Source organism: Haloferax sp. KTX1, assembly GCF_902410085.1.
Lineage (GTDB): Archaea > Halobacteriota > Halobacteria > Halobacteriales > Haloferacaceae > Haloferax > Haloferax massiliensis.
In genome coordinates this window covers 307,190-326,947 of the sequence record NZ_CABPRH010000001.1, presented here as the reverse complement: position 1 = coordinate 326,947, position 19,758 = coordinate 307,190, and the positions used below count along the sequence as shown (strand labels likewise).

General features: G+C 68.1%; 22 protein-coding genes and 1 tRNA gene. 12 read left to right on the top strand and 11 right to left on the bottom strand.

The features are described from left to right. The first annotated feature begins 56 nt into the window (after positions 1 to 56). The gene (locus tag FY251_RS01655) at positions 57 to 2,882 is read left to right on the top strand and encodes a cation-transporting P-type ATPase (protein ID WP_148413168.1); all 2,826 of its coding nucleotides are present in this window, start codon (positions 57 to 59) and stop codon (positions 2,880 to 2,882) included. Here the strand turns inward: FY251_RS01655 and FY251_RS01650 are convergent. Further along, the gene (locus tag FY251_RS01650; RefSeq protein ID WP_148413167.1) at positions 2,857 to 3,573 is read right to left on the bottom strand and encodes a TVP38/TMEM64 family protein; all 717 of its coding nucleotides are present in this window, start codon (positions 3,571 to 3,573) and stop codon (positions 2,857 to 2,859) included. The genes FY251_RS01655 and FY251_RS01650 overlap by 26 nt on opposite strands. A gap of 134 nt (positions 3,574 to 3,707) precedes the next feature. Between FY251_RS01650 and FY251_RS01645 the strand changes: the two genes are divergently transcribed. Then, positions 3,708 to 4,148 carry a universal stress protein gene (locus FY251_RS01645; RefSeq protein ID WP_148413166.1) on the top strand — a complete coding sequence of 147 codons (441 nt, stop codon included), beginning with the start codon at positions 3,708 to 3,710 and terminating at the stop codon, positions 4,146 to 4,148. Positions 4,149 to 4,204: 56 nt separating this feature from the next. Here FY251_RS01645 and FY251_RS01640 read toward each other — a convergent pair whose 3' ends face one another. After that, positions 4,205 to 4,633: a universal stress protein gene (locus FY251_RS01640; RefSeq protein WP_148413165.1), complete on the bottom strand. Its 429-nt coding sequence runs from the start codon at positions 4,631 to 4,633 to the stop codon at positions 4,205 to 4,207. Between FY251_RS01640 and FY251_RS22375 the strand changes: the two genes are divergently transcribed. The 6 genes from FY251_RS22375 (at position 4,622) to FY251_RS01615 (ending at position 8,312) form a co-directional block, all read left to right on the top strand. Then, positions 4,622 to 4,765, top strand: a complete 144-nt coding sequence (locus FY251_RS22375) for a hypothetical protein (RefSeq protein ID WP_187367315.1) — start codon at positions 4,622 to 4,624, stop codon at positions 4,763 to 4,765. The two genes, FY251_RS01640 and FY251_RS22375, sit on opposite strands and share 12 nt — an antisense overlap. Before the next feature lie 50 nt (positions 4,766 to 4,815). After that, entirely contained in the window at positions 4,816 to 5,286 is a 471-nt protein-coding gene (locus tag FY251_RS01635; RefSeq protein WP_148413164.1) for an HTH domain-containing protein, read from the top strand. Positions 5,287 to 5,489: 203 nt separating this feature from the next. Next, on the top strand, positions 5,490 to 6,476 hold the full coding sequence (locus tag FY251_RS01630) for a class I SAM-dependent methyltransferase family protein (RefSeq protein WP_148413163.1): 987 nt from the start codon (positions 5,490 to 5,492) through the stop codon (positions 6,474 to 6,476). Positions 6,477 to 6,568: 92 nt separating this feature from the next. Then, positions 6,569 to 6,641: transfer RNA gene (locus FY251_RS01625), tRNA-Thr, on the top strand. 475 nt (positions 6,642 to 7,116) lie between these two features. After that, entirely contained in the window at positions 7,117 to 7,899 is a 783-nt protein-coding gene (locus tag FY251_RS01620; RefSeq protein ID WP_148413162.1) for an SDR family NAD(P)-dependent oxidoreductase, read from the top strand. A 47-nt stretch (positions 7,900 to 7,946) separates the two neighbouring features. Further along, positions 7,947 to 8,312 carry a cyclophilin-like fold protein gene (locus FY251_RS01615; RefSeq protein WP_148413161.1) on the top strand — a complete coding sequence of 122 codons (366 nt, stop codon included), beginning with the start codon at positions 7,947 to 7,949 and terminating at the stop codon, positions 8,310 to 8,312. A 61-nt stretch (positions 8,313 to 8,373) separates the two neighbouring features. On the opposite strand, the gene FY251_RS01610 is transcribed toward FY251_RS01615, so the two are convergent. Continuing rightward, a complete protein-coding gene (locus tag FY251_RS01610; RefSeq protein WP_148413160.1) occupies positions 8,374 to 10,551 on the bottom strand; it encodes an amino acid permease in 2,178 nt (725 codons plus the stop codon). Next, entirely contained in the window at positions 10,548 to 10,970 is a 423-nt protein-coding gene (locus FY251_RS01605) for an NAD-binding protein (RefSeq protein ID WP_148413159.1), read from the bottom strand. Before FY251_RS01605 ends, FY251_RS01610 begins: the two co-directional genes overlap by 4 nt. Before the next feature lie 233 nt (positions 10,971 to 11,203). On the opposite strand from FY251_RS01605, the gene FY251_RS01600 reads away from it, so the two are divergent. Beyond that, a complete protein-coding gene (locus FY251_RS01600) occupies positions 11,204 to 11,683 on the top strand; it encodes an Lrp/AsnC family transcriptional regulator (RefSeq protein WP_148413158.1) in 480 nt (159 codons plus the stop codon). A 59-nt stretch (positions 11,684 to 11,742) separates the two neighbouring features. On the opposite strand, the gene FY251_RS01595 is transcribed toward FY251_RS01600, so the two are convergent. The 3 genes from FY251_RS01595 to FY251_RS01585 all read right to left on the bottom strand — a co-directional run bounded on the left by FY251_RS01595 (position 11,743) and on the right by FY251_RS01585 (position 13,344). Then, positions 11,743 to 12,183 carry a Rieske (2Fe-2S) protein gene (locus FY251_RS01595; RefSeq protein WP_148413157.1) on the bottom strand — a complete coding sequence of 147 codons (441 nt, stop codon included), beginning with the start codon at positions 12,181 to 12,183 and terminating at the stop codon, positions 11,743 to 11,745. A gap of 290 nt (positions 12,184 to 12,473) precedes the next feature. Next, complete coding sequence (locus FY251_RS01590) at positions 12,474 to 12,683, bottom strand: hypothetical protein (RefSeq protein ID WP_148413156.1); 210 nt, start codon at positions 12,681 to 12,683, stop codon at positions 12,474 to 12,476. 85 nt (positions 12,684 to 12,768) lie between these two features. After that, entirely contained in the window at positions 12,769 to 13,344 is a 576-nt protein-coding gene (locus tag FY251_RS01585) for a DoxX family protein (RefSeq protein ID WP_148413155.1), read from the bottom strand. 117 nt (positions 13,345 to 13,461) lie between these two features. On the opposite strand from FY251_RS01585, the gene dph5 reads away from it, so the two are divergent. Further along, on the top strand, positions 13,462 to 14,268 hold the full coding sequence (dph5, locus tag FY251_RS01580; RefSeq protein ID WP_148413154.1) for a diphthine synthase: 807 nt from the start codon (positions 13,462 to 13,464) through the stop codon (positions 14,266 to 14,268). A gap of 57 nt (positions 14,269 to 14,325) precedes the next feature. On the opposite strand, the gene artA is transcribed toward dph5, so the two are convergent. Together artA and FY251_RS01570 are read right to left on the bottom strand one after the other, a co-directional pair. After that, the gene (artA, locus tag FY251_RS01575) at positions 14,326 to 15,246 is read right to left on the bottom strand and encodes an archaeosortase A (protein ID WP_148413153.1); all 921 of its coding nucleotides are present in this window, start codon (positions 15,244 to 15,246) and stop codon (positions 14,326 to 14,328) included. A 153-nt stretch (positions 15,247 to 15,399) separates the two neighbouring features. Beyond that, positions 15,400 to 16,179, bottom strand: a complete 780-nt coding sequence (locus FY251_RS01570) for a VOC family protein (protein WP_148413152.1) — start codon at positions 16,177 to 16,179, stop codon at positions 15,400 to 15,402. 135 nt (positions 16,180 to 16,314) lie between these two features. Between FY251_RS01570 and FY251_RS01565 the strand changes: the two genes are divergently transcribed. After that, complete coding sequence (locus tag FY251_RS01565) at positions 16,315 to 17,757, top strand: MATE family efflux transporter (protein WP_148413151.1); 1,443 nt, start codon at positions 16,315 to 16,317, stop codon at positions 17,755 to 17,757. A 37-nt stretch (positions 17,758 to 17,794) separates the two neighbouring features. Here FY251_RS01565 and FY251_RS01560 read toward each other — a convergent pair whose 3' ends face one another. Further along, the gene (locus tag FY251_RS01560; RefSeq protein WP_148413150.1) at positions 17,795 to 18,286 is read right to left on the bottom strand and encodes a TIGR04206 family protein; all 492 of its coding nucleotides are present in this window, start codon (positions 18,284 to 18,286) and stop codon (positions 17,795 to 17,797) included. Then, the gene (locus tag FY251_RS01555) at positions 18,283 to 19,392 is read right to left on the bottom strand and encodes a GTP-binding protein (RefSeq protein ID WP_148413149.1); all 1,110 of its coding nucleotides are present in this window, start codon (positions 19,390 to 19,392) and stop codon (positions 18,283 to 18,285) included. Before FY251_RS01555 ends, FY251_RS01560 begins: the two co-directional genes overlap by 4 nt. Positions 19,393 to 19,548: 156 nt before the next feature. Here FY251_RS01555 and FY251_RS01550 point away from each other — a divergent pair, with 156 nt between their 5' ends. Further along, positions 19,549 to 19,752 carry a hypothetical protein gene (locus tag FY251_RS01550; protein WP_148413148.1) on the top strand — a complete coding sequence of 68 codons (204 nt, stop codon included), beginning with the start codon at positions 19,549 to 19,551 and terminating at the stop codon, positions 19,750 to 19,752. Positions 19,753 to 19,758 lie beyond the last annotated feature (6 nt).

Here is a 19,758-nt window from a genome sequence, read left to right as displayed (position 1 = left end):
GTGCGGCCCGAACGGTATTCATCGTACCGCCGACTGCGGCGGGGTGAAAATCGCCGGTGGACATACGTCGGCTCGTGTCGTTCGGACGAACCGTGTACGAGCAGGCAACCGCGCGTCGGGAGGCCGAGGAAGCGAGCGGACGCGAGGGCGTCCCGTGGCACGCGCTCGAAGGCGGGGCGGCGCTGGAGCGACTCGGGTCGAGCCGCGACGGCCTCGACGCCGACGACGCGGCCCGCCGACTCGACGAACACGGTCCGAACGAACTCGCCGACGAGGAGGGCGTCTCGCCGCTTTCGCTCCTCGTCTCGCAGTTCACCGGGCCGCTCATCCTCCTGCTTTTCGTCGCCGCCGGGCTCTCGCTGGCCGTCGGCCTCCTGCCGGGTCGCGACCCGGGCTACACCGACGCGGCGCTCATCCTGCTCATCCTCCTCGGAAACGGCCTGTTCGGCTTCGTGCAGGACTACCGCGCCGAGCAGGCGCTCGCGTCGCTCCGGGAGATGGCGACGCCGGAGGCGACGGTCCGCCGCGGCGGGTCGATTCGGGCGGTCCCCGCGACCGACGTCGTGCCGGGCGACGTGGTCGTCCTCGAAGCGGGCGACGCCGTCCCCGCCGACGCCCGCATCCTCACCGCGGCCGACTGCCGCGCTGACGAGTCGACGCTGACCGGCGAGAGCGTCCCGGTGGACAAGGCGGCCGAACCGGTCGCGGCCGACGCGGCGCTGGCCGACCGGGGGAGCGTCCTCCACGCCGGGACCACCGTGGTCAGGGGCCGCGCGGAGGCCGTCGTCGTCGCCACCGCGATGGACACCGAACTCGGGGGCATCGCCGACCAACTCGGGCAGGCCCGCCAGCGCGAGACGCCGTTCGAAATCGAGGTGGACCGCCTCGGCCGCCGCATCGGCGTCGGCATCGTCGCGCTCATCCTGCTCATCGCGGCGGTCCAGCTGTTTCTCACCGCGACCGACCCGGTGGTCGTCCTCCTCGTCGCCGTCACGCTCGCCGTCGCGGCCGTCCCCGAGGGCCTCCCGGCTGTCGTCACGCTCACCCTCGCGCTCGGGTCGCGGACGCTCATGGAACGCAACGCGCTCGTCCGCAACCTCGCGGTCGTCGAGAGCCTCGGCGCGGTCGACTACATCGTCACCGACAAGACCGGCACGCTGACCGAAAACCGCATGACCGTCACCCGCGCGTGGCTCCCCGACGACCGGACGGTCGAACTGGACGGTGGCTCGGGGTCGGCCGGGGCCAACTCTGAGGAGGGCGATAGCTCGACCGGACTCGACTCGACAGCCGCGGTCCTGCGGGACCCGGACCCGGCGCTCGCGGCGCTTCTGTCCTGCGGGGCCCGCTGTAACGACACCAAAGAGCTCGACGGCGGCGACCACCGCGGCGACCCCACCGAAGTCGCGCTCGTGACCGCCGCCGCCGACGCGGGCCTCGACGGCTCGCGCGACCCCGACGACAGGCTCCGCGAGGTCCCCTTCACCTCCGAGCGAAAGCGCATGTCGGTCGTCGTCGATGCGTTCGACGCGCCCGGCGGCGGCCCCGTCGCGCTCGTGAAGGGCGCGCCCGAGGAGATTGTCGCGCGGTGCGACCGCGTCCTCGTCGACGGCGGAATCGAGCCGCTCACCGACGAGCGCCGCGAGCGCGTCGAAGCGACCGTGACCGCCTTCGCCGACGACGCGCTCCGCGTGCTCGGGTTCGCCTACGCGCCCGGCGTCGACCCCGACGCCGACGACGAGACGCTCGAATCGGGGCTCGTCTTCCTCGGGCTCCAGGGCATGACCGACCCGGCTCGCGAGCGCGTCGCCGAGGCGGTCGCCGACTGCCGCGACGCCGGGATTCGGGTGACGATGGCGACCGGCGACACCCCGCGGACGGCCCGCGCCATCGCCCGCGAGGTCGGCATCGACGGCGACTCGGTCGTCACCGGGACCGAGGTGGCCGCGATGGACGATGAGGAACTCGGCCGGGTCGTCGAGGAGACGAACGTGTTCGCCCGCGTCGCGCCGGAGCACAAGGTCCGCATCCTCCGGGCGCTCCAGGACGCGGGCTACACGGTGGCGATGACCGGCGACGGCGTCAACGACGCGCCGGCGCTCGGCAACGCCGACGTGGGTATCGCCATGGGCGACCGCGGGACGCAGGTCGCACAGGGCGCGTCGGACGTGGTGCTCCGCGACGACAACTTCGTCACCATCCGCGACGCCATCGCGGAGGGCCGCGGCATCTTCGACAACATCCGCAAGTTCGTCAACTACCTGCTGTCGGCGAACGCCGGCGAGGTGCTCGTCGTCTTCCTCGGGACGCTCCTCGGGGCCGCGCTGTTCCCCGAGGTGTTCGCGTCCGAGTCGGCGCTCGTCATCACGCCCGTCGCGCTCCTGTGGCTCAACCTCGTCACCGACGGCTTCCCCGCGCTCGCGCTCGGCGCGGACCCCAAGTCGAACGACGTGATGCGCAGACCGCCGCGCCCGCGTGACGAAGGCGTCCTCGACCGCCGGACCGTCGCCTCGATTCTCGGTATCGGTGCCGCGCTCACCGCGACCGGACTGGGCGTGTTCTTCTACGCGCTGTCTCGCTCCGGCGACCTCGTCGTCGCCCAGACGGTGCTGTTCACGTTCCTCGTCACCGCCGAGCTGGTCCGCACGCAGTCGGTGCGGCTCCGCTACCGGCTGTCGCCGCTCTCGAACCCGTGGCTCCTCGGCGCGGTCGGCCTGTCGCTCGCGCTCCACCTCGCACTGCTTTACACGCCGGTCGCCGACCTCTTCGGCGTCGTCCCGCTCGGCCTGACCGAGTGGGGCTGGGTCGCGGGCGCGTTCGTCCCGTTCCTCGCCGCGAACCTGTGTCTGGTGTGGCTCAACGACCGGCTGTTCGCTCCGTGAGCGACCCGAGCGCGCCCATGAGTCGGTCGCGGTAGAGGTAGCCGAGGACCGACGCCGCGAGCAGCGCGCCGACGAACACCGCGGTGAGTTCGGCGTTGCCGTCGGCGGCGGCCGCGCCCGCGAGGTTCACGAGCAGGAAACCGGGGAGCCGACCCACGGCCGCGACGAGGACGACCCTCCGAACCGGGATGTCGGTGAGACCGGCTGCGAAGCAGACGGCGTCGTCCGGGAGGCCGGGAACGAGGAAGACCAAAAAGAGGACGGCGAGCCCGTGGGTCTCCATCGCGTCGTCGAACACCGAGAGCGCGTCGGGCGTGATGACGCGCTCGACGTACGGACGGCCGAGCCCGCGCGCGAGAGCGACCGCGAGCGCCGTCCCGAGGACGATGCCGACCATGCTGTAGACTGTCCCCCAGAGCGCGCCGAACAGGTAGCCACTGGCGAACCCGAGGGCCTGTCCGGGGATGGGCGCGACGATGACCTGCGCGATCTGCACGCCGACGAACGCGAGGGGGGCGAGCGCCCCGAATCCGAGGAGCCACGTCCGCAACGCCGCCGGGTCGGCGAGAAACGGGAAGCGGTCGACGAGCGTCGTTCCGACGAGCGCGACGACGGCCACGACGACGGCGGCGAGCGCGAGCGTCCGCCACCGGTCCCGCCGCGATTCGAACAGTTCGGGGACGGATAACACGGGTGAGTACTCGCGCGCCGCGGGGAAAAGCCCGGCGCGCCCCGCGACCCCGCCGAGCCGCCCCCGGAACCGGCGACGCCGCCCCGCCGCTCCCGCGAGTGCTTTTGTGCCAAGAAAGCGTAGTAATATTCGTTATGGAAACGATTCTCGTCGCCGTCGACGGCTCCCCGCTGTCGAAGCGCGCGTTCGAACAGGCCCTCGCGCACGCCGACTCGACGGTCCTCGCCCTGCACGTCATCAACCCGGCCGACCCGGGCTACAGCGCCCCGTTCGACGCGGACATCAGCACGGAACCGCTCCACGGCTCCGAGGAGTGGTACGAGCGGGCGCAGGAGCTCGCGGACGGAATCTTCGAGGAGCTCGCGGCGCTGGCCGACGGGAGCGGGGTCGAACTCGGGACCGAGACGCTCCGCGGCGACCCCGCGCGGACCATCGTCGATTACGCGCGCCGGAAGGGCGTCGACGCGGTCTACCTCGGCGGCCACGGCCGCGCCGGCGAGACGGACCTGCTTTTCGGGAGCGTCGCCGAGTTGGTCGCCGGGCGCGCGCCCATGAGCGTGATGGTCGTTCGCTGACGGCCGCGCTCGCGGCCCCGTGGGTCGTTCCGCGGTCGACCGTCGTTCCTGCCGAATCACTCGTCGTCCGTCACCGGCGGCACGCACAGCACCGGGACGTCCGAGAGCCTGACGACCCGCTCGGCGACGCTCCCGAGCAGGTATCGCTCCAGCCCGCTCGTCCCGTGGGTGCCCATCACCACGAGGTCGATGTCGCGCTCCTCGCCGTAGTCGATGATGGTCTCGTGCGGCAGGCCGACGCGAATCTCCGTCTCGACGGGCACGTCGCGGTCGGCGGCGCGGGCGGCGACGTCGCCGACCGCCGTCTCCCCGCGCGTCCGCGAATCGTCGTCGTCGACGGGGGCGTCCGCGTGGCCGGTTCGAACGTCGACGACGTAGAGGACGTGCAGGGCGGCCCCGTAAGTCGCCGCGAGGTCGACGGCGTACTCGGCCGCGCGGGTCGCGTGGGCGCTCCCGTCGGTGGGGACGAGGATGTGGTCGAACATGTCGTCACAGACGCGCTCCGGGCGAATAAAACCGAACTCGCCCCGGCCACCCACATCGCACTCCGCACCGACCACTCACCCGCCGCGACGCGCTCGCTCGCGTTCCCGATTCCCGGCGGGTGGGAAGAATGAGTTCGGCTTATTCTCGGTCCGACCGTACCCTCTAGCGGGTGGTGAGGAGCATGCAGACCGACGGCGAACGGAGGGTGGAACTGTGGATACGGCCGATTCGGGACGGCCTCGGCGAGGAACACCAAGCGCTGATCGTCCGACTCGAACGTCTCGCCGACGGGGGGGTCGTCGACGACGTGTGCGTCCGCACGTGGGGTCGGAACGTGGACGTGGAGTCCGACCTCGCACCGACGAAGCGAGACGCCGTCGTGCGCGAGCGACTCGCCGAGTGTCGGCACTGGGCGCGAACGGAAGGGGTCGCGCTCCCGACGCTCGACGATAAGGCGACGGTCGGCTCGGGGCGGATGGGCCCCGAACACGACGCGGTCGTCCTCCCGCGGACGCTGGGCATCGTCTTCCGGGGCGACGACATCGAGGCCGTCTACCCCCACGAGCGAGACGAGGGGGCTCGAACGTTCGCCGACTGGGTCGAGACCGCGGAATCGTTCCTCGGCATCGACCACGAACACGTCGAGGTGTGACTCGGGGGCGGGTCGCCACCCGGAACACACGGTGAACCGGGGGGCGAACAGGGAGCGAACCGAGGAACCCGAATTTTTCGAACGCCGAACGCCGAACGCCGAGCACCGCGAGCGGCGCGCCCGCCGGAAGGTGGTCCTCGCGGCGTCCGCGGAGGCCTGCGGCGAAGCGTCACCCTTACTCGGGACCGCGCAGTGGTGGAGATATGAACGTCCCCTGCGTCCGCGTGCCCCGCGAGTCGGGCGAGGCGGCGCGCCGACGCCTCGCCGACGCCGGCCTGCTCGACCACGACCACGAGATTACCGTCTCCGAGGGGACGCTCTACATCCCCGTCGTCGACGCCGACGCCGTCCCCGACGACTTGGCGGTCGTCGACTACGAACCCCCCGCCCGCGAGACCCAGACCACGCCCGCCGACCTGCTCGGCTTCGAACCCTCCTACGAGCGCCTCGGCGACGTCGTCATCCTCGACGAGGACGACCCCGACCGCGCCCGCGACATCGCCGACGCCATCGTCGCCTCCGACCTCAAGGCCGAGACGGTCGTCAACCGCGCCTCGAAGGTCAAAGGCGAACTCCGCGTCCGCGACTGGGACGTGCTCGTCGGCGACTCGACCGAGACGGTCCACCGCGAGTACGGCCACGAGTTCCGCCTCGACATCGACACCGTCTACTTCTCGCCTCGGCTGGCGACCGAGCGCCACCGCGTCGTCGAGGCGGTCCGCGAGGGCGAGCGCGTCTTCGACATGTTCGCCGGCGTCGGCCCGTTCGCCGTCCCGGCCGCCGCCGCGGGCGCGGAGGTCGTCGCCTGCGACCTCAACGAGGCGGCCGTCGCGTACCTCCGCGAGAACGCCGACCGCAACGACGTGGCCGACCGACTCACCGCGATTCACGGCGACGTGCGCGAGGTCGCCGCCGACTACGAGGGCTGGGCCGACCGGCTCATCATGAACCTCCCGCACAGCGCCGACGACTTCCTCGACACCGCCGTCCGCCTCGCGGGCGACGACTGCGTGATTCACCTCTACGACATCCAACACGAGGACGACCCGTTCGGCCCGGGACTCGCCGCCGTCCGCGCCGCCGCCGAACCGACCTACGAGGTCGAGGTCGTGACCGAGCACGTCGTCCGGTCGTACGCCCCCCACGAGTACAACGTCTGTCTCGACGTTCGCCTGACGAAGCGGGCGTGAGCGGGCTGGTGCCGAACGGCAGACACCGGGCTGATTCGCAAGTCTTAATTACGTAACCGGGGTACGGAAGAATGCGTTCGAAAGCCCACCGCGCCGGTGTAGCTCAGCTGGCAGAGCGATTCCTTCGTAAGGAATAGGCCGAGGGTTCAAATCCCTCCACCGGCTCTTTCTGTCGAACGAAGTGAGACGAAGAGCCCTGCGTGGAGGCATTTGAAGCAGGGAGCAAATCGAAGATTTGCGACCGAGGTTCACAATATCCTCCACCGGCTTTTTCAGCGAACTAACTCGTCGAGCACCTCGTGTACCTCGCGCTACGTCCGTTTGGTTCGGATTACAAACTGGAGTCACTTCGACTCGGGCGCTCCGACGCCGTCGCTCGGGAATACAAGGAGTACCCTCGGGAGTTCCCCGATGAGCAACAGTCTGTTTGACCCCACCGAGATAGTGGTTACGGCGACGGCGGCGACTGCCTGCACCGAAGCACCGAGAGCGTGAAGAAGGCGTCCGAGACAGTCGGCGACTACGACGGCCTCAGACCCGCCGAGGAGGTTTCAATCCTGTACGGGTTCCCAAAACCACATATAAACCTCCATTAGGAATAGCATCATTCTCATCCTGTTCACTCGCCTCGTTCTAGTCGATGTCAGCAGAATCAACGGCCAACCTTCTGGACGGGAAGACGGCAGTCGTCACGGGTGCGAGCAAGGGAATCGGGAAGGCTATCGCCGAACTCTTCGCCGAGGAAGGCGCGTCGGTCGTCCTCACCGCCCGCAGCGAGGACACGCTGAACGAGACGGTGAGCGGAATCACGGCCGAGGGACACGAAGCGATTGGCGTCGTCGCCGACGCCGCCGATCCCGAGTCGCCCGAGCGGGTGTTCGACGAGGCGATCGACGCGTTCGGCCAGGTGGATATCATGGTCAACAACGCCGGCTTCGGCGAGATGGTCAGCATCGAGAACACGACCGACGAGCACTTCGAAGACGTCCTCGGGGTCAATCTCTTCGGCGTCTTCCGCCACGCCCGCGAGGCGGTCCAGCACTTCATCCCGCGGGACGAGGGCGTCATCATCAACGTGTCGTCGGTGAACGGCAACACGCCCGTCAACGGCGTCTCCTACACCACGAGCAAGGGTGCAGTGAACACGATGACGAAGCACCTGGCCATGCGGTTCGCCGGCACCGGCATCCGCTGTAACGCCATCGCGCCCGGCGTGACCGACACCGAGGCCGCGAGAGCGTGGAAGAGCGGCGAGCAAGAGGGCGACGACACGATGATGGACGTCACGGAGAAGTACGTCAATCTGGACGTTCCGGAGACGGAACCGCTCGACCAGGCGAACGCCGCGCTCTACCTGGCGAGCGACATGGGCAAGGCGGTCTCCGGGCAGGTCCTACAGGTCGACAACGCCGGCTGGCTCTAGTCGGACTCGCGTGAACAATCAATAACGCAGTCGCAGAACAGTCAGACATGGAGATACGGATAACCGTCGGCGACACGGTGCTCAAGGCCACCTTACTCGACAATGCGACGAGTCGGGACTTCCGCACTCTTTTGCCGCTCACCGCGACACTCCGCGACTACGAGGCCACGGAGAAAGTGTGCGACCTCCCGCGTCGGCTGTCCACCGAGGACGCCCCCGACGGCGTCGACCCCGAGGTCGGGGACATCACCTACTACGCGCCGTGGGGGAACCTCGCGATATTCTATCGGGAGTTCGGCTACGCGTCCGGACTCGTCAAACTCGGCCACATCGAGTCGGGAACCGAGCGACTCGAAAACGTGGACGGCGAGGCCACCGTCACCATCGAACTCGCGGATGAGCCGCCGTCCTGACGCCGATCTCTCCGACCGAACCCGACGCCGCGGCCTCGCCGGCCCAAACGCCGTGGCGTGGTTAGAACGTCAGCCGTTCGAGCAGTCGCTGCGCGAATCCCGGTCGGCGCGAGCCGTGCGGGTAGACGGTTATCGTCGTACACCGCGGGCTCGGAGCGGTCGGTCGGTCGGCGAAGCGGACGTTCCGAAGCCCGCGGTCGGGGGCGCGACGGACCACCACGTCGGGGCGAGTCGGTCGCCCGCCGTCCGCTCTGAGCGACGCGGAGCGAACCGGGACCGAAAGCAGGTTCGAGAGGTCGGCCTGATACTCGTCGACCGTCCGTTCGTGCTGTTCGGTCATCTCCGGGTTCGGCGGGTGCTGGAGCAACAGTTCACTCGCGTTGGCGGCGGCGACGGCCGCCGCGACGCTGACCGCCCGCGGCGGGTACGGCCCGCCGTCTCCGGAGAGCACGACCCGTTCCGGACTGTCGTAGCCGAGGTTATCGACCAAGAGCACGTCGCAGGGAGCGTGGCGGACGACCCAGTCGATTGGGTCGCCGAACAGCCGCGAGCGGAGCCGAAGCGGCTCGTGTTCGGCCACGACGGCGTCGACCCCGCGGCCGCCCGCGAAGTTGACCACCGCGTGTTTCGTGTCGTGGCTCACGATTTCGTCCGCCTCGATGTCGACGTCCAGTTCCGCCGCGAGCGCCTCGATTCGCGCCTCGTACGAGCGGTCCGCGGGCGACTGCGCCGCGGCGTCTTCGGTGAGCGGGACCTGGTCGGGGACCTCCTCGAATCGGACGACGACGACGCGGCCGTCGTCGGGGCGCACGAGGTCGGCGGCGACGCCGACGAGCGACCGCTCGCGCCTGTCGTCGAGGTCCTTCGTGAGCGCGACGAGGACTTCACGAGGCGTCTCGTCCATCGCCGACTCCGTTCGGCTGAGCGCGCTCTGTCCGACTTGCCGGCGAACGGCGTCCGTGACGACGCCCTCGCGGCGCACCCGCGGCCGGGCGTAGAGCACGTACCAGACGACGCTCCCGAGCGTGATGACGACGGCCCCGAGCAGGGCGGTCGAGCCCATCTGCGTCAACAGGAGCGCCGCGGTGACGACGCCGAACGCCTGCACCCACGGGTAGAGCGGCGAGGTGAACTCGGGGTCGTACTCCGCGTTCCCCTCGCGGAAGGCGACGACGGCCACGTTGATGAGGCCGAACACCAGAATCTGGAAGGCGCTGGCGAGCTTGGCGATGTCGAGAATCGGGACGAACGCGATGAGCACCAACAGCACCGCGCCGGTGAGCGTAATCGAGGCGACGGGCGTCCCGAACCGGTCGCTCACCGCCGAGAACGACGGCGGCGCGAGCTTGTCCCGACTCATGGCGAAGGGGTACCGCGACGAGGAGAGCACGCCCGCGTTGGCCGTCGAGACGAGCGCGAGGATGGCCGCGAGGATGACCACGACCACGCCGGCTTGGCCGAGCGTCGACTCGGCGGCGACCGCCATCGGCGTGAGCGACCCGGCGACGCTCCCGGGGTCCGTCACGCCGACCAAGACCGCCACGATAGCGACGTACAGCACCGTGGTGAACGCGAGCGACCCGAGGATGCCGAGCGGGATGTTCCGGCCGGGGTTCTCGACCTCCTCGGCGATGCTCGCGACCTTCGTCACGCCCGCGTAGGAGACGAACACCAGGCCGGTCGCGGCGAGGAGACCGCCGAGACCCGCGTCGAAGAAGCCGGCGTAGTTGGCCTGCTGGACGCTGGGGGCGCTCCCCGCGGCGAACCAGCCGAGGGCGGCCAGCATGACGACGACGATGGCGACCTGCAGGCGACCCGTCTGCTTCGCGCCGACGACGTTGACGAGTATCAACACGGCCGCGAGTCCCAACGCGACGGGCTGGAGCGGGAGGTCGAACAGGAGAAGCAGGTACGGGACGCCGCCGACGAGCGCGAGCGCGCCCTTGAACGACAGGGAGAACCACGTGCCGACGCCGGCGACGGTCCCGAGCAACGGACCCATCCCCCGTTCGATGTAGATGTACGTCCCGCCGGCTTTCGGCATGGCGGTCGCCATCTCGGACTTCGACAGGGCGGCCGGCACGACGAGCAGGCCCGCGAGGGCGTACGCGACTATCACCGCCGGTCCCGCGACTTCGAGCGCCAGCGCGGGCAGGATGAAGATACCGCTGCCGATCATCGCACCGATGCTTATCGCGAAGACCGACGGCAGTCCGAGGTCGCGTTCCAACTCCTTCATACGGCCCCCGCGAGCGTGCCGGACAGGACGGACGTCGCACAGACCGGCTGGTGGCCGGCGTCGGCGAACATCTCGAAACGGTCCGGCGTGTTGACCAACACGACGACGTGCTCGACGTCGAAGCGGGCGCGAACGAGCTGTGCGATAAGCAGGTTCCGGCTGTCCGACGCCGTGGCCACGACGACCGTCGACGCGGCCGCGACGTCGGCTTCCGTCAGAGTTCGGACGTCCGCCGGGTCGCCGCGAACCCCGTCGGTGTCCGACCGATCGTGAAGCTCGTCGACCACGCGGACGGCGCGGCCGTCCGCTCGCAGGTGCCGGGCGACGGCGGTGCCGAGGTGTCCGCCGCCCAAGACGTAGTACGTACGCTGTTCACAGTCCGTGAGTCGCTCGTCTGCGACGGAGTGATTCGACGTCATGTGTGCTGAGTGTGGTGGACCGGAGTTGGCTCCGGCCGTGTGTACACTCCCTTCCGTGACGGAAGTGCTTAAACTAGCGTATTATTTTGACGGGTCGTCAAATAAATCTCCTACAGAAATCAATACGTCATTATATTCTGGGCGACCAGTCAGCGCGTCGGGGACCGCTGCCGGACACGGACACGACGCATGGAACAGACTCATAGTCGCACCGCGTCCAGCATAGGCCACGCATGAAAGACGGCGAGTTAGACTCGGTAGACAGGCGCATCCTCTACTATCTCCAGCAGGACGCCCGAGGAACGTCGTCCAGCGACATCGCGGAGAAGCTCGGTCTCTCGTCGAGCACCGTCAGAACGCGGCTCAACAGGCTCGAAGACACCGGCATCGTTCGCGGCTACCACGTCGACATCGACTACGACCTCGCGGGCTACCCGCTGTACACGAAGATAATCTGTACCGCGCCCGTCCCGGAGCGCTCCGCGTTGGCGAACCGGGCGCGCGACGTCCACGGCGTGACCGCGGTTCGAGAGATAATGACCGGCGAGCGGAACGTGTACGTCAACGCCATCGGGAGGGACCACGACGACCTCAATCGCATCAGCGAAGAGCTCGACGAAGTCGGACTCGACATCGTCGACGAACAGCTCATCCGCGACGAGTTCGTCTGCCCGTATCACGGGTTCCTCGACGAGGACGGCGCTGACCAGTAGGCGACCAGTACACCGCCGTTGGCGACGGCGCGGAGACGCCGGGCCGTCGCGGAATCGGCTCAGAACCCGATGTGCGACGTCGAACTCGGGATGTCGTCGTCGTCTTCCTCGTCGTCTTCGTCCTCTCGCGCCGCGCCCGCGGAGAGATAGGTGTAGTCGTCGTCGGTCAGGAAGACGCCGCCGTCGACGACCGCGATATCCACGTCGGGGAGGCTGGTTCCCGCCGCCTCGCCGTTGTCGCACGCGCCGGAACAGGCGTCGAACATCGACCCGTGTTTCGGACAGATAATCTCGCCGTCGCGCATCGCCGCGCCGGTCCCGCGGTCGAACCGCTGGTTCTCGTGGGTGCAGGTGTTCGGCCACGCTTCGATGCCCGGCTCGTCGTCGCACCGAACGAGAATGAGCTCCTTCGTCCGCGAGTACGCGTCCGCCGCGGTGAACAGATACGACCCGTTTTCGGGGACCTCGTCCACGGCCGCGACTCGTGTTCCGTCGACCATCGGGCGGAGCTATCGAGCGAGCGAAAAAGTAGCTACCGGGTCTATCGCGGCATCCGCTGGGAGAGCGACCGAATCGAGTCCGCCGATTACACCGACGTGAACCGATTCCACACTGCGCGACAGTCGCTACAGAGGAGTCCCGTGAACTCGTCTATCGCGTGCCTTCGGACCGTCGTGTCTCGTCCGCAGCGTTCACACCACATACCCTCTCGTTCGGGGGAATGTCGTATTGTTATGACGCTCATATCCGCCGACTCGACCCCTGAGGCGGCTCGACGGTCAGCACACGCTCAGCGGTCTCCATCGACGTTCACGCCGCAGACGCCCGCCTCGTCGCCCATCCGCTCCACACCGGGCGGGAACCGACCCAACTCCCAGTCGGGGTCGTGTCCCGTCTCCGCGCGGTGCGCCTCGATTCGGAGGCGCGCGTCGGCGAGCTTCGAAAAGCGCTCTTCGAGTCCGCACGTCGGGCAAGAAACCGTCGCACGAGGAGTCGACATCAGTCGAACGGAACACGGGAGGCGAGATAGTTCCGTCGGGTCCGTCCGCGGAGGACGGTGAAAAAGCGGTCGCCGGTGCGGGGAATCAGCCCATGACGAGGCTCATCCACCGGTTGCGCCGCACGAACTCCATGTTCTCCAGGTAGGCGTCGACGCCGAGGATGCGGCCCGCGCCGAACGCGCCGAGGCCGAACAGCAGCACCGCGTAGACGATGTGGTCGTCGACGACCCAGCCGTGGGCCAGCGGCAGGCCGGCGAGAATGCCGCCTTCGAGCGCCGCCGCCCAGTAGAACAGCATCATAATCGCGCCCCAAAAGGCGCTGAAGCGGACGAACGCGCCGAGGATAATCGCCAGCCCGGCCAGCGTCAACCCCCACATGTTCAGCATGTCGATGAGGGGGCTGCCGGCCATCGAACCCCACAGGCCCATCAGGGGGTTCCCCTCGGGGATTCCGTTGGCGAGAAAGCCCGCCGCGGTCCAGTTGTTCGAGGGGTCCGCATCCAGGTAGGTCACGAGCTTCGTGACGCCGCCTTGGAACAGCGTCCACCCCATCACAACTCTGAGCAGGAACAGCGAGTAGCCGACCCAGCGCTCCGAGTAGTCGAACCGCACCGGCCGCCCGAACAGCTCCGTCTCTAGTGTACGACTATCCGTTGACATACGGAGGTAATATTTTCCGGCAAACTACAATAGTGTGTTGGGTAATCTCACGCAATGGGTATCGGCCGACGCGCCGGAGGTCACGCCGCTTATCACCGGCGGCGACAGAACACGGGCATGCTCACGTTCATCGGACTCGGCCTGTACGACGAGCGCTCCGTCACCGTCGAGGGGCGCGAGGCGCTCGCGGACGCCGACCGCGCGTTCGCGGAGTTCTACACGAGTCACCTCGTCGGCGCGACCGTCGAGGAACTCGAAGCGTACCACGGCATCGACATCGAGGTCCGGGACCGCGCCGGCGTCGAACAGGACCCCGGGGCGATACTCGACGCCGCGGAAGACGAACACGTCGCGTTCCTCACCGCCGGGGACACGATGATTTCGACCACGCACGTCGACCTCCGACTCCGCGCGGAAGACCGCGGCATCGAGACGCATCTCATTCACGGCGTAACCGCCCAATCGGCCGCCAGCGGCCTGACGGGGCTTCAGAACTACCGCTTCGGGAAGGCCGTCACGCTCCCGTTTCCGTACGTCCACGGCGGCGACCCGGTGCCGAAAAGCGTCGTCGACTCCCTCGAAGCGAACCGCGACCTCGGCTTACACACGCTCGTCTACCTCGACATCAAGGTCGACTGGGAGGGTCGCCGCGGCGTCGAGGTCGACGGCGACCAGTACATGACCGCCGACTACGCGGCCGAGTTGTTCGCCGAACACTGGGACGGCGACGCCCTCGGCGTGGCGGTCTGCCGGGCCGGGAGCCCGGAGCCCGTCGTCGCCGCCGACCGCCTCTCGGCGCTCGCGGAGCGCGAGTTCGGCGACCCGCTCCACATGCTCGTCATCCCCGGCGAGGTCCACCACGTCGAAGCCGACGCGCTCTCGGCGCTCGGCGGTGCGCCCGAGGAACTGTTCGACGAGAGCTGAGCGGGAGAGGGGTTCGACGACGACTGACCGGGAGACGACGGGAGAAAAGCGAGCCGGTTACGCCCGCCCGTCGAGCCCTAACTCGCTTTTGAGGTCGTACTCCTCGCCGGTCACCATGTAGAGCACGTCCTCGATGACGGTGAGCAGTTCCGGCACTTCGTGGACGACGAGGTAGGTGATGCCGACGAGCGCGACGACCGCGAGCGCCTGGCTGATGATGCGGTCGGAGATGAAAAACGACACCATGTACGGGTCCGACGAGCCGAAGAGAAACAGGATTTCGTCGACGAACAGCTGGAAGTACTGGTTGCCGACCGAGATGGAGATGAACGTCGTCCGAAGCAGATTCAGCGCGTAGATGATGGGGACGGCGATGGCGAGGCCGCGAAGCTTCCGTCGCATCGGGGCCTCGACGGCGGCGATGAGGCCGACGAAGATGGCGATGCTCCCGAGTCCGGTGCAGGCGAGGACGACGGAGATTTCGATTCGGTGAGAGCCCTGCATCCACAGGAACGTGTTCAGATACCCCTGATCACCGAGAATCAGCTGCGGCGAATAGCCGAGCAACTCGGTGAGGAAGCGCGTCTGTGCCGCGACGGTCTCCATGAGGACGCCGCGAGGCGCGGGGACGGTCGCCCCGAGGAGCGTAAACGCGGGAATCGTCTCGAACGGGAGGTAGACCACGCCCATGGCGGCGACGGCGCGCGAGAGGACGAACAGCGAGTCGCGGCCGTTGTAGAGGAGCCAGCCGGCGTACAGCGACGCCGGGACGGCCGCGATGGTCAATAAGCCCTCGATGTAGCTCTTGTGGACGAGCGTGAAATGCGGGATGAGCTGGAGCCAGAAGAGCGCGAACAGCACCCACGCGGCAGTCATCACCCGTCGCCCGAGTTCGCGGTCCCGCCCGTTTGCGACCGCGCCGGCGACGAAGGTTCCGATGGCCACCCACGCGAGGACGTCGGAGAGGAGACCGGGCATACGTATTGGATGCGGTGGACCGATTAAATCCCTTGTCGTTCCGTGCGCCGACTTCCGGTGCAGCCCGGCGGCCCGAACTCACGGCACCGCCGCTGTGCGGACAGTCGGCAGCGATGAAAAATCGGGACGCCGGGGTGTCAGGACCGAGGCGGATTATTCCGGCGACTCGAAGTCGGCCGGGATGACTTCGATCTCGTGGCCGTCGGGGTCCTTCGTGAACGCGAACATGTCGTCGCACGATTCGGGGTCGCGGTAGTCGTCGGCCTCGCGCTCCATGAGCGTCTCCCAGTACTCGTGGAGGTCGTCGGCGCTGACCGCGAGGTGGCCCCACGCGTCGCCCATCTCGTAGCTCCGGCCGTCGTAGTTGTAGGTGAGTTCGACGGCCATCGCCTCTTCGGCCGCGCCCTCGGGCTTCATGAAGTAGTTCGCGAAGGTGTCGGACTCCCAGCGGCCGGTGTGCTCGTAGCCGAACTTGCGGGTCCAGAAGCCGAGCGCCTCGTCGGCGTCCTCGACGCGAATCATGGTGTGGTCGAGGCTCCACTTCGCGCCGTGGTCGCGCTTGACGATTTCGACCTCGTGGCCGTCGGGGTCCTTGACGAACGCGTAGCGACCGCCGCAGGACTCGGGGTCGCGGTAGTCCTCGACGCCCTCGTCCATGAGCTGCTGGTAGGAGGATTCGAGTTCGTCCTCGGGGACGCGGACCGCGATGTGACCCCACGCGTCGCCCATCTCGTAGGTGTTGTCGCCGTGGTTGTAGGTGAGTTCGAGGACCGCGCCCTCCTCGTGGAGGTCCTCGGGGCCGAGGTAGACGTTGGTGAACGTGTCGGCCTCCCAGCGACCCTTCTCCTCGTAGCCGAGGTGGGTCGTGTACCAGTCGAGCGACTCCTCGAGGTCTTCGACGCGAATCATCACGTGGTCGAGGGTTCCGGACATATCCGACAGATGTGTCGCGCCGGCGAAAAACGTACCGAACGCGGAACCGACCGTCGATGGTTGTCACACGCCGTCTACCGGAACTTTCGGTCCGTTGCGTGGTGCATAAGTACTCCCCGAAGGTACGGTTCAGCAGTGTTTCCGGTCCCCAACCCCGTTCGCCTCCTCATCCTCGGCATCGGGCTGGCGCTCGCCCGGGTCGGTCTCCTCGACCGCGAGCGCGCCGTCCGCATCGCCGACCTCTCGTGGCCGCGCATCGTCACCGGCATCGCCCGGATGTCGAAGAACGCCGTCGACGTGGCGATGGTCGGTATCGCGTCCGGGACCGTCGCCATCACCGGCGTCGGGTTCGCCGGGCCGTACTGGGGACTGGCCTTCGCGCTCGGCGGCGGCATCGCGGGCGGGACCATCGCGCTCGTCTCCCAGCGCTTCGGCGCGGACGCGATGGACGAATTGGGGCTCGCGGTCCGGTCGAGCGCGCTGTTGACCGTCGTCGCCACGCTCCCCGTCACGGCCGTCTTCTGGCTGTTCCCCACCGAGCTCATCTCCGTCCTGAGCAGCGACCAAGGAGCCATCGAACTCGGGGCGGCCTACCTCCGAATCGTCGGTCTCGGCGTCCCCTTCGCCGGCTTGAACCTCATCGGGAGCCGCGTCCTCGTCGGCACCGACGACGCGTACACCGCGATGATTCTCCGCGCGAGCGGGGCGGTCATCAACATCGCACTCAACGCGGTGCTCATCTTCGGCCTCGACCTCGGCGTCGAGGGCGCGGCGCTCGGGACCGTCCTCTCGAACGTCGTCGTCACCGGCGCGTTCGCGGTCGGCCTCTCGCGGGGGTCGCTCCCCGGCGTCGGCGCGTTCCCCGTCGTCGTCGACCCGTTCGGCCCCTTCCTCGACACCGAGACGATACGCGACCTCGTCAAAATCGGCGTCCCGGTCATGGGTCGAAGCCTCGTCTGGACCGCCGCCGAGTTCCCGATGCTCGCCATCCTCGACAGCTTCGGCCCGGACGTGGTCGCCGCGTTCGTCATCGTCCGCCGCATCTGGGGGCTCATGAACACCCCCGGCTGGGGCTTCGGGCTGGCGTCGTCGAGCCTCGTCGGGCAGGCGTTGGGCAAGGACGACGAACGGACCGCCGAGGCCTACGGCAACGAGGTCATCCGATACGCCGTCGCCACGTACCTCATCTCCGCGGCGCTCGTGGCGGTGTTCGCCCGGCCCATCGTCCTCGGGTTCGTGGACGACCCGGCCGCCCCGGCGGTCCCCATCGCTATCGACCTCGTCTACGTCGCCTGCCTCGCCGTCATCTTACAGGGCGTCTCCGGCGGCTCCGCGGGCCCGCTCGACGCCAGCGGCGACACGCGCTGGACGTTCGGCAGCCAGTTCGTCGGGATGTTCCTCGGGTCGATTCCGCTCACCTACATCGGCTCTGTCACCTCGCTCGGGCTCACCGGGCTCTATCTGGCGTTCCTCGCCGAGACGACGATTCCGGCGGTGCTGAACTACTACCGGTTCAAAACCGGGACGTGGAAGGCGGTGAGTCGGAGCTACCGACCGAAGACGGCGGCTGACGACTGAGCGAGGCCACGGGCGTCGTTCGGTGTTGTGCTGTCGGTCAGCGCGAGGAGCCGCCGGCATCGCGCTCGCCCGCGCGTGACCGATACAGGAACCCCGCCACGGCCCACAAGAGGACGGTGCCGACCGGCCACGCGGTTCGACCCGGCTGGACCGAAAAGCCGCGGGCGACCGCCAACTGGGTCACGCCGGCGAGGAGGAGTCCGGCCGCGGTGAGTCGAACGTCCTCGCGGCCGAACAGGACGCCCGAGAGCGCGCTCGCCAGCGCGACGAGGTAACAGGCGACGCCGACCGGCCATACGAGGATGTAGTCCGGAAGTCCCATCGTAAAGCGCAGGAAGAAGTCGGTGATGGTCGTCACGCTCCCGGTCGCGGGACCGACGAGACCCCACGGGAACAGGAGCGTGGCGCTCCCGGCGGTGAACGTCTGGACGGACCACGGAACGAGACCGAGGACGAAGACGAGGAGTAGCTGGCGGGGGCGGCGCGCGGGCGACGTCGACGCCGACCGGGCCGCCGGGTCGGTCGTCACCGCTGGGCGATGATGCGGAGCACGTCCTCGTCGGCGAGGACGTGGTCGCGGCCGACCTGCTGGTCGTCGTGTTTCGCGCTCGGCCCGGAGACGCGGGCGAACCGGAACCGCTCGTCGAGCTTGGCACCGAGTTCGTGGATGGCGTCGTCGATGGTGTCGCCCTCGCGGAGGACGAGCGGCTCGTCGTAGTCGACGCCGCGGCCGGGTTTGTCCATGTAGATGCGGATGAGCCCGAGGGCGTCCCAGATCTCCTCTTTGAGCGCGTCGAGGCCCTTCTCGGCCTCGGCGCTGATGAACGTCACCTCGTCGGGGTCGAGGCCGACCTCGCGGAGGTTCTCCTCGACCGTCGGGAGGTAGTCCTTGTCGATGAGGTCGGCCTTGTTGACGGCGACGATAGAGGGCAGGTACACCCGGTTTTTCATGATGCCGTCGACGAGTTCGTCGATGGTCGTCTCGCCGCGGAGCGTCACCTCGGCGTTGACGAAGCCGTGCTCGCGGAGGATGCCCTTGATGGTCTCCTCTTCGAGGTCGACGCTGTCGCTTTTGGTCACGTTGATGCCGCCTTTGCCCTTCTTGTTGATAGAGAGGCTCGGCGGCGACGTGTCGAGTCGAATCTTGTTGTTGTAGAGTTCCTGTTGCAGTCGCTCGTAGCGCTCTATCTCGAACACCGAGAGCAGGAACACGACGAGGTCGGCGGTGCGGACGACAGAAAGGACCTCCTTGCCGCCGCCGCGACCGCCCGCGGCCCCTTCGATGAGGCCGGGCACGTCGAGTATCTGGATGTTCGCGCCCCTGTACTTCAGCATCCCCGGGTTCACGTTGAGCGTGGTGAACTCGTACTCGCCGGTCTCGCTGTCGGCGTTGGTGAGCGCGTTGATGAGCGTCGATTTGCCGACGCTGGGGAAGCCGACGAGCGCGACCGTGGCGTCGCCGGTCTTCTCGACGGCGTACCCTTGGCCGCCGCCTGCCGAACTCTGGTTTTCGAGTTTCTCTTTCAGTTCCGCGAGTTTCGCCTTCAGCCGACCGATGTGCGCCTCGGTCGACTTGTTGTACGGCGTGTTAGATATCTCCTCGCGGATATCTTCGATCTCCTCCTCCAGTCCCATCGTCAACAGTTCCGCCGCGTCCGTCGAAAAACCCTTTCCTTCCGCGCGGCGGGTTCGCCGCGTCGACGCGTCGGGTATCGAGGTAGTCTCGCGTGTGCGAAGAGACGAGTTTCGGCACGGTTATACACGACCCCTTCGACCGCCCGATGAACACCGATGCCCGACCCCCGAACGCTCCGCGACAGCACGCAGATCGTGCTCCCCTGCGACCTCTTGGAGAGCGTGCGCGACGACCTCGAATCGGAGTTCGTCGTCTCCGTCCACCGAGCGAGCGGCGAGACCTGCCGGATTATCGGCAGTCCGGTCGAGATTCGCGCGGTCAGCGACTTCCTCGCTCGACAGGGCATCTCCCTCCGCTAGTCTCGG